General features: G+C 65.9%; 14 protein-coding genes and 1 tRNA gene. 8 read left to right on the top strand and 7 right to left on the bottom strand.

Annotation, left to right across the window (positions count from 1 at the left end; translation table 11 throughout):
• Positions 1–86: 86 nt before the first annotated feature.
• Positions 87–767 carry a Crp/Fnr family transcriptional regulator gene (locus ACOABP_RS26535; protein ID WP_474228689.1) on the bottom strand — a complete coding sequence of 227 codons (681 nt, stop codon included), beginning with the start codon at positions 765–767 and terminating at the stop codon, positions 87–89.
• 187 nt (positions 768–954) lie between these two features.
• Here ACOABP_RS26535 and ACOABP_RS26530 point away from each other — a divergent pair, with 187 nt between their 5' ends.
• Positions 955–2,592: an acyl-CoA synthetase gene (locus ACOABP_RS26530; protein ID WP_474228688.1), complete on the top strand. Its 1,638-nt coding sequence runs from the start codon at positions 955–957 to the stop codon at positions 2,590–2,592.
• 30 nt (positions 2,593–2,622) lie between these two features.
• On the opposite strand, the gene ACOABP_RS26525 is transcribed toward ACOABP_RS26530, so the two are convergent.
• Positions 2,623–3,504: a c-type cytochrome gene (locus tag ACOABP_RS26525; protein WP_474228687.1), complete on the bottom strand. Its 882-nt coding sequence runs from the start codon at positions 3,502–3,504 to the stop codon at positions 2,623–2,625.
• A 210-nt stretch (positions 3,505–3,714) separates the two neighbouring features.
• Positions 3,715–4,179 (bottom strand): hypothetical protein, encoded by a 465-nt coding sequence (locus tag ACOABP_RS26520; RefSeq protein ID WP_474228686.1) that lies wholly within the window; start codon positions 4,177–4,179, stop codon positions 3,715–3,717.
• A gap of 486 nt (positions 4,180–4,665) precedes the next feature.
• On the opposite strand from ACOABP_RS26520, the gene ACOABP_RS26515 reads away from it, so the two are divergent.
• The 3 genes from ACOABP_RS26515 to ACOABP_RS26505 all read left to right on the top strand — a co-directional run bounded on the left by ACOABP_RS26515 (position 4,666) and on the right by ACOABP_RS26505 (position 8,533).
• Complete coding sequence (locus tag ACOABP_RS26515) at positions 4,666–5,373, top strand: gluconate 2-dehydrogenase subunit 3 family protein (RefSeq protein ID WP_474228685.1); 708 nt, start codon at positions 4,666–4,668, stop codon at positions 5,371–5,373.
• 116 nt (positions 5,374–5,489) lie between these two features.
• Positions 5,490–7,259 (top strand): GMC family oxidoreductase, encoded by a 1,770-nt coding sequence (locus ACOABP_RS26510; RefSeq protein WP_474228683.1) that lies wholly within the window; start codon positions 5,490–5,492, stop codon positions 7,257–7,259.
• An 11-nt stretch (positions 7,260–7,270) separates the two neighbouring features.
• Entirely contained in the window at positions 7,271–8,533 is a 1,263-nt protein-coding gene (locus ACOABP_RS26505; protein WP_474228682.1) for a c-type cytochrome, read from the top strand.
• A 54-nt stretch (positions 8,534–8,587) separates the two neighbouring features.
• On the opposite strand, the gene ACOABP_RS26500 is transcribed toward ACOABP_RS26505, so the two are convergent.
• The gene (locus ACOABP_RS26500; RefSeq protein WP_474228681.1) at positions 8,588–10,153 is read right to left on the bottom strand and encodes a methyl-accepting chemotaxis protein; all 1,566 of its coding nucleotides are present in this window, start codon (positions 10,151–10,153) and stop codon (positions 8,588–8,590) included.
• Between the two features lie 350 nt (positions 10,154–10,503).
• On the opposite strand from ACOABP_RS26500, the gene ACOABP_RS26495 reads away from it, so the two are divergent.
• The 3 genes from ACOABP_RS26495 (at position 10,504) to ACOABP_RS26485 (ending at position 11,298) form a co-directional block, all read left to right on the top strand.
• Positions 10,504–10,580 (top strand) — tRNA-Val (locus ACOABP_RS26495).
• Between the two features lie 74 nt (positions 10,581–10,654).
• On the top strand, positions 10,655–10,987 hold the full coding sequence (locus ACOABP_RS26490) for a DUF2322 family protein (protein ID WP_474228680.1): 333 nt from the start codon (positions 10,655–10,657) through the stop codon (positions 10,985–10,987).
• Between the two features lie 95 nt (positions 10,988–11,082).
• Positions 11,083–11,298: a CDGSH iron-sulfur domain-containing protein gene (locus tag ACOABP_RS26485; RefSeq protein ID WP_474228678.1), complete on the top strand. Its 216-nt coding sequence runs from the start codon at positions 11,083–11,085 to the stop codon at positions 11,296–11,298.
• A 98-nt stretch (positions 11,299–11,396) separates the two neighbouring features.
• On the opposite strand, the gene ACOABP_RS26480 is transcribed toward ACOABP_RS26485, so the two are convergent.
• Together ACOABP_RS26480 and ACOABP_RS26475 are read right to left on the bottom strand one after the other, a co-directional pair.
• The gene (locus tag ACOABP_RS26480; RefSeq protein WP_474228677.1) at positions 11,397–13,061 is read right to left on the bottom strand and encodes a cation acetate symporter; all 1,665 of its coding nucleotides are present in this window, start codon (positions 13,059–13,061) and stop codon (positions 11,397–11,399) included.
• The gene (locus ACOABP_RS26475) at positions 13,058–13,363 is read right to left on the bottom strand and encodes a DUF485 domain-containing protein (protein ID WP_474228676.1); all 306 of its coding nucleotides are present in this window, start codon (positions 13,361–13,363) and stop codon (positions 13,058–13,060) included. Before ACOABP_RS26475 ends, ACOABP_RS26480 begins: the two co-directional genes overlap by 4 nt.
• 270 nt (positions 13,364–13,633) lie before the next feature.
• On the opposite strand from ACOABP_RS26475, the gene ACOABP_RS26470 reads away from it, so the two are divergent.
• A complete protein-coding gene (locus tag ACOABP_RS26470) occupies positions 13,634–14,191 on the top strand; it encodes an RrF2 family transcriptional regulator (RefSeq protein WP_474228675.1) in 558 nt (185 codons plus the stop codon).
• Between the two features lie 135 nt (positions 14,192–14,326).
• On the opposite strand, the gene ACOABP_RS26465 is transcribed toward ACOABP_RS26470, so the two are convergent.
• Positions 14,327–15,538 (bottom strand): NAD(P)/FAD-dependent oxidoreductase, encoded by a 1,212-nt coding sequence (locus ACOABP_RS26465; RefSeq protein WP_474228674.1) that lies wholly within the window; start codon positions 15,536–15,538, stop codon positions 14,327–14,329.
• Positions 15,539–15,734: the final 196 nt, after the last annotated feature.

Below are 15,734 nucleotides of genomic sequence, written 5' to 3'. Positions count from 1 at the left end.
GCCAGTGTTCCGCCCGCTCCGTGCAACGCGCGGCTGGCTTGCAACGCGTAGCGGGGCGAATCGGCCATGCGGCGTGGCTGCCGCCCCTACAGTTCCGACATCCCGAAGCGTCGCAGCGCTTCCAGGTCCGTCACGCGGATGGTCTGGTACGACAGCCCGACCATGCCTTCGGCTTCGAGCCGCCGCAGCGCCTGGTTCACGCGCTGGCGCGACAGCCCCGTGAGCAGGCCGATTTCCTCCTGCGACAACTCCAGCACCGCCGTGGTCTTGGGATAGAGCGCCGGGTGGAACAGCTGGGCAATGGCTTGCGCCACGCGCGCATCGGCGCCCAGCAGGCGGTCGTTCTGCACCATGGCGATGAACTGGCCCATGCGCTCGTTGAGCTGGCGCACCACGTAGCCCGCGAACGGCAGGCTGTCGGCCAGCAGCGTATTGAAGACCTTTTCCTCCACCAGCAGCACGCGCGATTCGCGGATGGCGATCACGTCATAGCGCCGGTCCTCGCGCTTGATGACGCTACCCTCGCCACACCAGCCGCCGGCCGGCACGCCGCAGAACGTGCAGCCGCGCCCGTCCGGCGTGTAGACCGCCAGCTTGATCAGGCCCGCATCCACGCCGATCCAGTGGCGCGAGTATTCGCCGCGCCGCGCGATATAACTGTCGGGCGCGAACGTGCGCACCACCGTACCGGAGGCGGCCAGCGCCTGGTGCGCCGGCGCCAGCGCGCGATACCAGTCGTGTTGTTCAAGCGCTTCGTGGACGTTCATGAGCCTGCGGTAACGGTTACCCAATCGAATCTGACGCGAAACTTACGCCAAATGGGCGCAAGATGCTGCAATGTCGCGGTTGGGGCAGCTCTGTCGCCTGGACGACAGAGTCAGCCCGCGCGCAATGATAGCGTGGCCCCGACAACACAACGCGAATCCACCAGGATCCAGACAGGAGACACGCATCATGCCGACCGACTACGACACCGGGCTGGCCCGCAACGCCGCCAATTTCGTGCCATTGACCCCGCTCGACTTTATCGCCCGCGCGGCCGAGGTCTACGGCCAGCGCCTGGCCATCGTGCATGGGCCGGTACGCCAGAACTGGCGCGACACTTATGCGCGCTGCCGCCGGCTGGCCAGTGCGCTGGCGCGTGCCGGCGTCGGCAAGGGCGATACCGTCGCCGCGCTGCTGCCCAATACGCCGGCCATGATCGAGGCCCATTTCGGTGTGCCGATGTCCGGCGCGGTACTCAATGCGCTGAACATCCGCCTGGACGCCGCAAACCTGGTCTTCATGCTGCGCCATGGCGAGGCGCGCGTGCTGCTGGCCGACACCGAGTTTGCCGACGTGGCCCGCCAGCTTGCGCGCGAGGTGCAGGGGCTCAAGGTGATCGCGGTCCATGACGTGCTGGGCCCCGAGCCCGACGCACCGTTTGGCGACACCGACTATGAGACGTTCCTGGCCGGCGGCGACCCCGCCTACGACTGGCAGATGCCCGCCGACGAATGGGACGCCATCGCGCTGAACTACACCTCGGGCACGACGGGTGACCCCAAGGGCGTGGTCTATCACCACCGTGGCGCGGCCATGAACGCGGTGTCCAACATCCTCGAATGGGACATGGCCAAGCATCCGGTCTACCTGTGGACGCTGCCGCTGTTCCATTGCAACGGCTGGTGCTTTGCGTGGACCGTGGCGGCCCGCGCCGGCGTGAACGTCTGCCTGCGCAAGTTCGATCCCAAGCTGGTATTCGACCTGATGCGCGACGAAGGCGTGACCCACTACTGCGCCGCACCCATCGTCCACACCGCGCTGGTCAGCGCCCCGGCCACGTGGCGCGAAGGCCTGCGCGGGCCGGTGCGCGGCATGGTGGCGGGCGCGCCGCCACCGGCCGCGGTGCTGGCGCAGATGGAGCAGATGGGCTTCGAGCTGTCACATGTCTACGGCCTGACCGAGGTCTACGGCCCGGCCGCCGCCTGCGCCGAGCAGGACGAATGGCGCGACGTGTCGATGGAAGAACGTGCCGTGCTGAAGGCCCGCCAGGGGGTGCGCTACCACCTGCAGGCGGGCGTGGCCGTGCTGGACCCCGACACGATGCAGCCGGTGCCGCGCGACGGCGAGACCATCGGCGAGATCATGTTCCGCGGCAACATCTGCATGAAGGGCTACCTGAAGAACGACCGCGCCACGCGCGAGGCGTTCGCCGGCGGCTGGTTCCATACCGGCGACCTCGGGGTATGCATGCCCGACGGCTATATCAAGATCAAGGACCGCAGCAAGGACATCATCATCTCGGGCGGCGAGAATATCTCCAGCGTCGAGGTCGAGGACGCGATCTATCGCCATCCGGCCGTGATGGCCGCCGCCGTGGTGGCGCAGCCCGACGCCAAGTGGGGCGAGACGCCCTGTGCCTTCGTCGAACTCAAGGACGGCGCCAGCGCCACGGCCGAGGAAATCATCGCCCACTGCCGTACGCTGCTGGCCGGCTTCAAGGTGCCCAAGGCCGTGTATTTCGGGCCACTGCCCAAGACATCGACCGGCAAGATCCAGAAGTTCGAACTGCGGCGCCAGCTGCAGTCGGCCGCCGCCATCGACGTCTGACGCGGCTGGCGAAGCAATGCCCCGCCGCGCTCAGTGCCCCGGCGGCGGGGTCTCTACCTTGCGCCCCGCCATGTGGTGCAGATAGGCCAGCAGATCCTTGAGTTCGGCGTCGGACAGCGTTCTTTCGTCGATCGAAGACATCTTCGAGCCCGGCCACCAGCGCAGCGCCTGCGGGTTGCGAATCAGCTTCGACAGCTTGTCGTCGCCCAGGTACTCCACCGGGTTATAGGGCACGTTCAGGTCGGGCCCCAGGTTGGCGTCGCCGGCGCGGTTCATCGAATGGCACGAGAAGCAGACGCGCTGGAAGGCGGCAAAGCCGCGCATGACGGGGCCGTCGGCGGGCTCGCCCTCGGCCGGGCGGATTGCCGCGAAGCGCTCGGCAGCCGTGCCGCCCAGATCGATGCGTGCGATGGACCAGGTCCACAGGCTTTCGGTGATACGTACCGGCGCGTCGGGCTGTTTCGCGGACTTCGGCACGGTCCAGATCAGCCGGAACGGGCCGATATCCTGCCCTTTCAGCTTCGGCCATGGCTTTGCCGGGTTCTCGACCGCCAGCCAGGCACGCGGGCCGTCGGTACGGTCGGCCAGCAGCAGGCCCAGCGGCAGATGCGAGACGTAGCCGTCGGTGGCGGCCGTGGTGGCGCTGCCATCCGGCGACGCCGGCAGGCCGGCCAGCAGCGCCGCCATCGGGATGGCCTTGAACGTCATGCGGCGCTTGTAGTTGTCGTCGTCAACCGTAACGCTGGTCAGCCGCCGGTCCTTCAGCAGCGCATCGCGGGTCAGGGTCTTCTGCTGGGTGCCAGCGGTGATGGTCAGCGTGACGGGGGCATCCGCGGCCTGCGCCGGTGCGGCGCCGATCAGGGCCAGGGTAAAGCCGATGGCCGCGGCGGCCCTTGTGAGCCAGGGGGTCATGTTCTTGTTTCCTCGTGCGGGAGTCGGGATTGTTATCGGGGCGGACGCCACAACCGTAACCCTAATCGATGCCGGTGACCGCCCGCAAATCCCCCCAGACCGTCCTTGCCACGGGATTTGCGATCAGGATTCCCGGCAAGGCGCCCTACCCGCACGTTTGGCCGCCTTTGTGTCCATCGCGACGCCTGCCAAAGGTTCGCCCGCTTGATGTCAGGCCTGGTCGGTGAGCTTGTTCGCGGCGATTGCCGCGCCACCGGATACGCCTGCACCAGCAACTGCTCCGGCTGCCGTCACTACCGCGGTACCTCCCGCCATCCCCATGCCGCCTGCCGCGAGGCTTCCACCGCCCAGCGCAGCAAGGCCCGCCGAACTGGCAGCTGCGCCCGAGAGCGTTCCGCCAGCGACGCCGAGACCCGCCGCGCTGGCTGCAGCGCCGATGGCGGGTGCGAACGCCAGCGCCGCGCCGCCGGTGGCCACCGCACCAAGCACGACTGCGGCGGTGGTCCCAGGATTCTCCGAAACGACGTCAGCAACGGCCCCCACGCCATCCGCAACCAGATCGACCGCTCCGCTGGCCACATCGGACGCGACTTCCACAACCGAACTGGCCGTGTCCACAACCGTGTCCACAACCGAGGAAGCCGCATCGATGATGGTGTCAAAAAGACCAAACATGTCCTTCTCCTTTGCGCGGCGCAGCCGCCGCGTGTTGTCAGTTACCCATTCCCTTGAAGCGGGAGCACCTCCGTTCAAGTGATGCAAGAGGCAGCAAAAACCATTCTGCCTATGTATTTTTTTACACAAAGTGCTTTATGCAATGCCCCTTGGTTTTGCTCGGAAATTGCCGAAATACAGGTTGGGATTGTCGTTGTGGGGTAATTCGCCCGTTGATTCGTGCCAGACGCCGCAGATCGCGCAGCCAGCCCATGGTGCTATCGGAAAGCCCACGAAACACGACAAGGAAGGCGCTGCGGCGGCGCGCACACACACAGTCATCCGCGCACTATCCACGCCGCCGGACAATCAATTAGCAATCTAATCATTGCGCTCCATAACAAACTAGATGTACGATGTCCGACTTATTTCCAGTCGTCAGACGAATCCGGGGTACAGAACAAAGATTCGCGTGGGGACAGCGCCTGGCTTGCCATAGGACCCCACATGTCAACGCCCCCGTTTTCACGTCGCGCCTTTCTGAAAGCGACGGCCGTCGCCGTCCCCGTTGCCGCCATTCCGCTGCATGAGCTCCGTGCCAAGGGGCTGGAAGACGTTCATCTGCAGCACTACAAGCCCGTTTTCTTCACTGCCGCCGAGTGGGCCTTCGTGCTGGCCGCCTGCGACCGGCTGATCCCGGCCGAGGGCAAGGGCCCGGGCGCGCTGGAAACCAACGTGCCGGTCTTCATCGACCAGCAGCTGCACGATGGCCTGGGCGCCGACATCTACCTGCAGGGCCCGCACGACCCCAAGGCGCCGGCCACGCTGGGCTTCCAGCTGCCGTACGCACCGCAGGACATCTACCGCCATGGCATCCGGCTGGCCCAGCAGGCCGCCCATGCGCAGCACGGCAAGCCGTTCGAACGCCTTGCCGCCCCGCAGCAGGACGCGTTCCTGACCGCGCTGCAGAAGAACGGCGTGGACTTTGCCGCACTTGGCGAGGCTTCGCTCAAGGCATCGCAATTCTTCTCGCAGCTGTTGGGCGATACCAAGAACGGCTACCTGGCCGACCCCAAATACGGCGGCAACAAGGACATGAAGGCCTGGGTCGCCATCGGCTTCCCCGGCGCGCGCGGCCAGTACGTCGAATGGGTGGACCAGCACAACGTGAAATACCCGTTGGGCCCGGTCAGCCTCAGCGGCAAGCGCGCCTGACCGGCCCGCCCTGCCCGCTGACTACCCGATTTCCGCTTCACTGCATCCGATTTTTCACGCCTGACCCCGCACGCGCTGCGCGTGGCGGCGTCGTGCGACCAGAACCAGAACAATTCATGCCCCACATCACCAACGACGACGTTGACGTCGTCATCGTCGGCCTTGGCTGGGCCGGATCGCTGATGGCGATCGAACTGGCCCAGGCCGGCCTGAAGGTCCGTGCGCTCGAACGCGGCCCCGACCGTCCGCCCGAGGACTTCGCCTACCCCAAGCCCGCCGACCAGTACGCGTACGCCACGCGCAACAAGGTGTTCGCCACGCCGCGCGACGCCGCACTGACCGTGCGCTACAACCGCGACCAGGCCGCGCTGCCCACGCGCAAGTGGGGCGCCTTCGCGCCCGGCACCGGCGTGGGCGGCTCGGGCCTGCACTGGACCGGCGTGCTGATCCGCCCCACCCCGACCGACATCAAGCTCAAGACGTACGCGGACCAGGCCTACAAGCGCGGCACGCTCGACCCCGAGATGCGCGTCAAGGACTTTCCGTTCACCTGGGACGAGATCGAGCCGTACTACGACTTCTTCGAAAAGGTCTGCGGCCTGTCCGGCACCACGGGCAACCTGCGCGGCCACGTGCAGCCCGGTGGCGACCCGTTCGAAGGCCCGCGTTCGAATCCGTATCCGCTTCCCGCGCTGCAGGACACGCTGAACTGCTCGATGTTCTCCGGCGCGGCCCGCAAGCTGGGCTACCACCCGTTCCCGAACCCGTCGGCCAACGTGTCGCAGGCATGGACCAATCCGTACGGCGCCCAGCTCGCCCCGTGCAACTACTGCGGCTACTGCAGCAAGTACCCCTGCCTGAACTACTCGAAGGCGTCGCCGCAGACCACCATCCTCGATGTGGTCAAGCGCATGCCGAACTTCTCGTATCGCGTGAACGCCAACGTGATCCGTGTAGACCTGCACGCCGACCGCAAGACCGCGCGCGGCGTGACCTATATCGACGAGCACGGCAAGGAAGTCTTCCAGCCGGCGAAGATCGTCGTGCTGTCGAGCTTCCAGTTCGCCAACGTGCGCCTGATGCTGTTGTCCGGCATCGGCAAACCCTATGACCCGGTGTCCGAAACAGGCACGGTCGGCCGCAACTACGCATTCCTGAGCAACGGCGGCGCCACGCTGTTCTTCAAGGACAAGCACTTCAATCCGTTTGCCACGGCCGGCGCCACTGGCGAGATGTTCAACGACATCTCCCCGGGCAATTTCGATGGTCCGTCGCTGGGCTTCATCGGCGGCGCCAAGATCCACAGCTCGCAGGCCACCGGCGCGCCCATCGGCACGTCGCTGCCGCCCGGCACGCCCGCATGGGGCAAGGGCTGGAAGGAAGCCATGGTGGACTGGTACGGCCGCTCGATGAAGATCAGCATCACGACCACCTGCATGTCGTACCGCGGCCACTACCTTGACCTCGATCCGAACTACCGCGATCCGTGGGGCCAGCCGCTGCTGCGCATGACGTTCGACTGGCGCCAGAACGAGCTGAAGCTGCAGCGCTACCTGCGCGACATCGTGCTCAACATCTCGAAGGAGCTGAAGCCCGACGCGATGTCGGAGAGTTTCCTGGCGCTGGATTCGCACTGGGACATCACCAAGTACGTGTCCACCCACAACGTGGGCGGCGCGATCATGGGCGCGTCGCCGCGCGATTCGGCGCTGAACCGCTACCTGCAGTCGTGGGATGTGCACAACGTGTTCGTGCCCGGCGGCAACGCGTTCCCGCAGAACTTCCAGGCCAACCCGACGGCCACCATCGGCGCCATCACGCTGATGGCCGCCGATGCCATCAAGAAGCAGTACCTCAAGAACCCGGGGCCCCTGGTACAAGCCTGAGTACGACGACAATGAACATCCTCAAGTCATTCCTCATTGCCGCCACCTTCGGCACGGCCGCGGCGTCTGCCGCGCAGGCGGCCACGGACCCGGCGCTGATCCAGCGCGGCGCCTACCTGGCCCGCGTGGGCGACTGCATGGCCTGCCACAGCGCGCCGGGCAAGCCCGAGTACAGCGGCGGCCTGCCGATCGACAGCGGCCACGGCATCATCTACTCGACCAACATCACGCCGGACAGGCAGCGCGGCATCGGCGGCTATACCGAGAAGCAGTTCGCCGACGCGGTGCGCCGTGGCGTACGTGCCGATGGCACGCACCTGTACCCGGCCATGCCGTATCCGAACTACGCCAGGGTCGCGGATGCGGACATCCACGCGCTCTACGCGTTCTTCATGAATGGCGTGAAGCCCAGCAACGTGCAGCCGCCGCAGACCAGCATGGACTTTCCATTCAACCTGCGATGGGGCATGGCGGCCTGGAACCTGGTGTTTACCTCGGACAAGCCGTTCCAGCCGCAGCCGAAGTGGAACGACCAGGTCCGGCTGGGGGCCTATCTGGTGGAAGGCCTGGGCCACTGCAGCAGCTGCCATACGCCGCGCGGCGTCGCCATGAACGAAAAGGCGGATTCCAGTGCCGACGCACAGTACCTGGCCGGCGGCGACCTGAATGGCTGGCCAGTGCCGTCGCTGCGCGGCATGCCGCACTGGACCAACCAGGACATCGTCGACTACCTGCTGACCGGCCGTAACCGCACGGCCGCCGTGGCGGGCGAGATGACGCAGGTGGTGGCGCACAGCACATCGCATATGCGCACGATCGACCTGGACGCGATTGCCGCCTACCTGAAGAGCCTGCCGCCCGTGCCGGGCAAGTCGCCGACCGTGAAGCCGCAAGGCGGCATGACCACCATCCGCAAGCTGACGGCCGCCAAGGACCTGACGCTGGGCGAACGGCTCTACCTGGACAACTGCGCGGCCTGCCACTTCGTCACGGGCAAGGGTGCCACGCGCGTGTTCCCGCAGCTTGACGGCGCCACCGTGATCAACGCCGACAGCCCCGCCGCGCTGGTCAACGTGATCCTGGCCGGCGCCGCCACGCCGTCCACGGCCAAAGCACCATCGGTGCTGGTCATGCCAGGCTTTGCGCATCGCATGAACGATGCCGAGGTCGCCGAACTGGCCACGTTCCTGCGCCAGGGCTGGAACAACCGCGCCGCGCCCGTCACCGAGCGCAATGTGAAGGCGGTGCGCGCAACGCTGACCACCGCGCATTGAGCGGTCCCTGCTCCCCTCCCCCGCGCGCGGGAGGGGGGAGCAACCACACTCCCCCTACGCCGCCTGCAGCCGGAACACCGCCACCGACGCCGCCAGCCGCTGGGCCTGCTCTTCCAGTGCACCGGCGGCGGCGGCGGCCTGCTCCACCAGCGCGGCGTTCTGCTGCGTCACCTCGTCCATCTGCGTCACGGCCACGTTCACCTGGTCGATACCGCTACTCTGCTCGGCCGCCGCCGCGGCGATCTCGTTCATGATGTCGCTGACACGTGCGATGGCCGTCACGATCTCGCCCATCGTCGCACCCGAGCGCTCCACCAGCCCCGCGCCCGATTCCACGCGGTTGGCCGACAGTTCGATCAGTCCCTTGATTTCCTTGGCGGCGCCCGCGCTGCGCTGTGCCAGCGACCGGACCTCCGACGCCACCACGGCAAAGCCACGTCCCTGCTCGCCCGCGCGTGCCGCTTCCACGGCCGCGTTGAGGGCCAGGATGTTGGTCTGGAACGCAATGCTCTCGATAACACCGACGATATCGCCAATCTTCTGCGAATCGGAAACGATATGCTGCATGGTGTCCACCACCTGCTGCGTCAGTTCGCCGCCCTGAGCGGCCAGGCCCGATGCACCGTGCGCCAGCTGACTGGCCTGCCTGGCGTTCTCGGCGGTCTGCTTCACGGTGGACGTCAGTTGCTCCATGCTGGCCGCCGTCTGCTCCAGCGACGCGGCCTGTTCCTCGGTGCGCTGCGACAGGTCGGTGTTGCCACTCGAAATCTCGCCGACCCCGGTACCGATGGCGTCGGTGCCGGCACGTACGGTACCAACGGTTTCGATCAGCGACGCCTGCATCTGCTGCAGCGCGCCGGTGAGCCGGGCCATCTCGCGGCTCTTCGCCACCTCCACGCGCCCCGTCAGGTCTCCGCCGGCAATGCGCTGGAACTGCGCCACGGCGGCATCCACCGGCGCGACGATGGCGCGGATCATCAGCCAGCGCACGAACAGCCCCAGCACCAGCGCACCGGCCAGGCCCACGATCACGGCCCCCACTACCAGCCTGAAGCGCGATTGCGCGGCGTTGTAGCGCTGCTCGCCATAGGTGACCTGGAGTTTTTCCAGTGCCAGCATGGCCTTTTCATAGCCGCTGTAGAGCGGTGGCAGCTTGTGCGCCTGTTGCTGCAGGAAGGTCTGGCGGTCGCCGGCCTTCAGCGCCGCCAGGGCCGGCTCCACGCCTTCGCTTAGGAATTTTGCGCGCTTGTCCTGCATGTCCTTGACCAGGCGCTGCTGCTCGGCGTCGCCCTGGCCGGTCACTGCCAGGTAATGATCGATACGCTCGTTGGCATTCTTCAGGTACTGGTCGAAGCGCTTGAGCACCGCGTTGGCGCCTTCCTGGTCGTTAAGCTCGGCCAGCGAGGCATAGGTGGCCAGCGCCAGCCGCAGCCGCAGCAACTGGCCGGCACTGGCTTCGAGGTCGGCCACGGCGGGCGTATCGACCGTATAGGTCTGCTTCAGTGCCTCGTTGCCGGCGTGGATCGAATACAGGCCCACGGCGGCGCCAATCAGCAGCGCCACGCCAAAGAACGCGACCAGCAGGCTCAACGAGCCCCGGATCGACGGATGCTTCTTCATTTCATGTCTCCGTTCGGAACGGCGCGGATCATTGCCCACTGCTCTTTCTGACGGTCTGTCGCCTGCCTGCGCCGCGGGTTATCGGACTGACCTATTCCGGATGACGGACGCGGCAACCGAAACTTGAGCCCAATGGGTCACCCCGGCCCGCAGATCCCGGGAGAACACGACATGAAACCCCGTCAACGCATTGAAAGTTGCGCCCTTCTGCCGGGATGCTGGCTGGCTGTGAGCATGTCGGGCACCGCCGCAGCGGCCCTGCCGGCACCGACGCTGGCGCGCCGAGCAATCCTGCGCAAAAGAAATGCTTGCACTTTGCGAAAGTCGTCTATAGAATTCGCGCCTTCGCTAGGCTCGTAGCTCAGCTGGTTAGAGCACCACCTTGACATGGTGGGGGTCGTTGGTTCGAGTCCAATCGAGCCTACCAACGCACAAACAGGAACGGACGGTCGCCATTACGGCACCGTCCGTTTTTGCATTCCAGACCCAACGGAGCACTTCATGATCCAGCCGAGCCCGGTATTCAAGGACAACCTCGCCCAACTGCCCGCCATCGACGGTATCGCCCGCATCGACCTGGTCGACACCAAGGGCGCCGTGGTCGCCAGCATCGAGAACGTGCAGGGCAAGCAAGGCTCGCTGGCCGTGTACCACTACCTGCGGCAGGCATTCGGCAAGCTCGACGCCCAGGCCGCCGAGCATGGCCTGGCCGTCTTTGCGGAACACACCGCCGATGCGCGCAACCGCCCGGGCGCCCATCCGAATGTCGACCGCCTGCTGGCTATCGCCAACGGCGGCGACACGCTGCAGATCCAGGTCGTCGCCAACGCCTGAGCGGCCTGCCGTCCGTCACCGAACGGAGTAGAGTGACCGGGGGAATCGGGCCCGCCCACGTCGACTGGGCCCCGCCTTTTCACCTGGAGGGCGACATGGACGACACCACCCTTGTCACCGTCACCGTGCAGGACAACGGCCCCCTGCGCATCAAGGGGCCAGTCCGGATCGTGACCCCGGCCGGCGCAGCCTTCGTTTTCGAAGGCGATCAGGTGTGGCTGTGCCGATGCGGCCACTCCGGCACCAAGCCCTTCTGCGACGGATCGCACAAGCGCATGGGCTTTTCGAGTACGCCGCAGCCGCAGTCCTGACGGCGCCCTCACGACACCCCGCCTCACCCCCGCAATACGCCACACAAAAGAAAACGGCCCCCTGGTTCACAGGGGGCCGTTTTCTCTTTGCGCGAAACTCAGTGCGCGGTCGCTTCGCCTGCGCCGATGCCCGTCTCCGAGCGCAGCTCCTGCGCCTCGAACCCGGCCTTGTCCAGCAGGGAACGGCGCGACTTGTCGGTCACCGAGAACAGCCAGATGCCAAAGAAGCCGATCGTCATCGAGAACAGCGCCGGCGACGTATAGGGGAACGGCGCGCTCTTGAAGTGGAACACGTCGACCCAGACCGCCTGCGACAGCACGGTCAGCACCACCGCCGACACCAGCCCCAGGAAGCCGCCCACCATCGCACCACGCGTGGTGCAGCCCTTCCACAACACCGACAGGAACAGCACCGGGAAGTTGGCCGACGCCGCCACGGCAAACGCCAGCGACACCATGAACGCGATGTTCTGCTTCTCGAACACGATGCCCAGCACCACGGCGATGATGCCCAGCACAATCGTCGTGAACTTCGACACGCGCAGTTCCTCGGCGCTGGTGGCCTTGCCGTGCTTGAAGACCGTCTGGTAGAGGTCATGCGACACGGCCGATGCACCGGCCAGCGTCAGGCCCGCCACCACCGCCAGGATGGTCGCGAATGCCACCGCCGAGATAAAGCCCAGGAATACGTTGCCACCCACGGCGCTGGCCAGGTGAACGGCCGCCATGTTCACGCCACCCAGCAGCTTGCCGCTGCCATCCTGGAAGCTGGCGTTGGTGCTCACCAGCACGATGGCGCCAAAGCCGATGATGAACGTGAGGATGTAGAAGTAGCCGATCCAGGTGGTGGCCCAGAACACCGACTTGCGGGCTTCCTTGGCGTTCGGCACGGTGAAGAAGCGCATCAGGATGTGCGGCAGCCCGGCGGTACCGAACATCAGCGCGATGCCGAACGAGATGGCCGAGATGGGGTCCTTGATGAAGTTGCCCGGGGCCATGATCGAGTCTTTCTTCGCATGCACTTCCACGGCCTTGGCGAACAGCTGCTCGGGGCTGAAGTGATACTGGGCCAGCACCATGAAGGCCATGAACGACGCGCCGCCCAGCAGCAGGCAGGCCTTGATGATCTGCACCCACGTGGTGGCGGTCATGCCGCCGAACAGCACGTAGATCATCATCAGCGCGCCCACGATGACCACGGCCACCCAGTATTCCAGCCCGAACAGCAGCTTGATGAGCTGGCCCGCGCCAACCATCTGGGCGATCAGGTAGAAGGCCACCACCACCAGCGTGCCCGACGCCGCGAAGGCACGGATCGGCGCCTGCTTGAAGCGGTACGCGGCCACATCGGCAAAGGTGAAGCGGCCCAGGTTGCGCAGCCGTTCGGCCAGCAGGAACGTGATGATCGGCCACCCGACCAGGAAGCCGATCGAATAGATCAGGCCGTCATAGCCATTGGTGTAGACCGCCGCCGAAATACCCAGGAACGACGCCGCCGACATGAAGTCGCCGGCAATCGCCAGACCGTTCTGGAAGCCCGTGATGCCGCCGCCGGTATAGAACGTGGCCGCCGACTTGGTCTTCTTGGCTGCCCATTTGGTGATGAACAGCGTGCCGATGACGAACACCACGAACATGCCGATGGCGGTCCAGTTGGTGGGCTGCTTCACTGCCTGGCCCAGGTCGCCACCGGCCGCGAACGCGTTGGCGGACAGCAGCATGGCCGCGCCAAGGGCGGCGCCGAATGCGTGACGGGTTTTCATGCCACCTCCTGCTTGATGCGGTCGGTCAGGTCGTCATAGACGCGGTTGGCATGGCGCACGTACAGCCCGGTAATCACGACGGTAAAGAGAATCACGAACAGCCCGATCGGCATGCCCCAGGTCATCACGCCCTGGCTCATGCGGGTCGCCAGCAGTTCCTTGTCGAAGGCGATCAGCAGCACGTAGCCGTAGTAGACCACCAGCATCACGGCCGTCAGCAGCCAGCCCAGCCGGCCGCGCCGTCGCACCAGCTCCTGATACTGCCGGCTGGCCTTCAGTTTCTCGATCAGATCCTCTTGCATCCTTGTCTCCTGCGCATCTGCTGCACGTCTTTGCTGCATTTATTTGCGTGTGCCACACGGGTGTCTCCCACATGGCATGGTGACAAGGTAATGCGCGCCCCTTACCCGGTTCTTACACGGTGCCGTTGGCGATGCGGGGGTAAACGCCTAGCCAGTGCATCACATGGCATCCGCACGCCACCGGCGAGCCTTGCGGACGGGCCCGGATTTGTATAGGCTCTCAACTGCGATACAACCTATCTGAGTTAAGATTCGTCTGGCGAAACCATCATGTCGTTTATCAGCACCGGGGTCGAGTACGGCCTGCACTGCCTGCTCTACCTGACCCGCTCCCATGCCGCCGTGCAGGAAGCCAGCGTCCGTGACCTGGCCGAACTGCAGGGCATTCCCGTGGACTACGTTGCCAAGCTGTTCACCAAGCTGGCAAGGGCCGAGCTTGTGGTGGCCACCGAGGGTATCCGGGGCGGCTTTCGGCTGGCACGGCCGGCCGAGCGGATCTCGGTGCACGACGTGGTCGTCGCCATCGACGGCGACAAGCCGCTGTTCGACTGCCGCGAGATCCGCAGCCGCTGCGCGGTGTTCGAGGATGCGCCGCCGGCCTGGGCCACGCGCGGCGTGTGTTCGATCCACGCCGTGATGCAGACGGCCGAGCGGGCCATGCGAAACGAACTCAAGCAGCAGACCCTGGCCGACCTGGCGCAGCGTACGGTCGACAAGGCACCTGCCGGTTTCGGGCCGCAAGTGGTGCATTGGCTCACCGACCGTGCGGCCAACCGGCGCGGCGACAAGGAAGATGCCGCACCGGCCAGGGGGCGCAAGCGCGGCTGAACACCGGCGGCAGTCCGCGGCAACAAGCGGCAACAAGCGGCAACAAACGGCGACAAAAGGCAAAGGGCGATCATGTTGATCGCCCTTCCTTCTTCCATGGCGTGGCACTCGCGGCGCCACGCATTACCCGAAGACCTACGCCACGACAATGCGAAGCGGGTCGGCCGACGCCAGCGCTTCGGCGCGGTTCGCGCTGGGCGGATAGATCCACTCGGTGTTGATCTTCGTCTTCAGCGCCTTGGCTTCCGCGCCTGTCAGCTTGACCTGACGATCCCAGCCCTCGGTATAGACCGCGCCCCACGGGCCCAGGTCCAGACAGGTCACGTATTTCGGCTGGCTATACGGAATCTGCGCCTGGCCCAGCAGGTCGGCCGCCACGTTGTGCCCTGCCGAACGGCCCAGGTTCATCGCGTGCTGGCACGACATCATGGCGAAGTTGCCCGCGTCGTCCACGGCGGCATAGGCGACATCGCCGGTGGCGTAGACCGTATCGACGCCCTTGACGCGCAAATGGCTGTCCACGTGGAGCCGGCCAAAGCTGTCGCGCTCGGCGGGAATCTGCGCGGTCAGCGCGCTGGCGCGTGCGCCGGCCGTCCAGATGACGGTGGCAGCGTCAATGCGCTCGCCGCTTTCCAGCGTGACGCCTTCCGCGTCCACCGCCGCCACGCCCGAACCGAGCTTCCACGTCACACCGAGTTCACCCAGCGCCTGTGTGATGACGGGGCGTGGGCCGGCGCCCAGATCCGGGCCAATGTCGCTATTGCGCTCCACCACGATGACGCGCACATCGGCATCTTCACCAAAGACTTCGCGCAGCCGCGCGGGCATCTCTGTAGCGGTCTCGATGCCGGTGAAGCCACCGCCCGCCACCACCACCGTATTGCGCGCCGCGCTGGCCGGGCGCTGCGCCAGCGCCGCGATATGCGCCTCCAGCTTCGCCGCATCGGCAATCTGGTCGACGTTGAATGCGTGGGTATCCAGCCCCGGGATCTGCGGGCGGAACAGCCGGCTGCCGGCCGCCAGCACCAGACGGTCGTAGCCAAGGATCTGGTCGGACGTCCCTGCGCCCACACCCTGTACGTGCACCTGCCGGCCCTCCACATCGATGCGTTCCACCACACCCTGCACAAAACGCACGCCAACCGCCTTGAAGATCTCCTGCAGCGGCGCCTTCATGCCAGCAGGGTTCTGCTCGTAGAGACGCGGCCGCACGTGCAGTTCCGGCGCGGGAGCCACCAGCGCGATCTCCACGTCGGTACGGCCCACCTGGTCAAGCAGGCGGGCGGCCGCCAGTGCACTCCACATGCCGGCAAAGCCGGCGCCAATCACAAGAATACGTTTCGACATCTTCAGACTCCTGGGCAACGCCCTTATTCCGTTCCACGGTGTTCGACGGCCAGTCCGGCGGCTACCAATGTGCTGACACCCGGCGCCTGGCTAACTACGATTCTATGAGTCGTAGTTTGAAATCTGCAAGATGTTTTTCAATGACCCGACCAGATGTCAGGGCATTCGCGCGCCCGCTTGCATCAGCCGCGCCTGA

The organism is Cupriavidus sp. HE11, from assembly GCF_056097175.1.
Note: the sequence above shows the minus strand (reverse complement) of the source record. Positions and strands in the feature narration are given on the sequence as shown.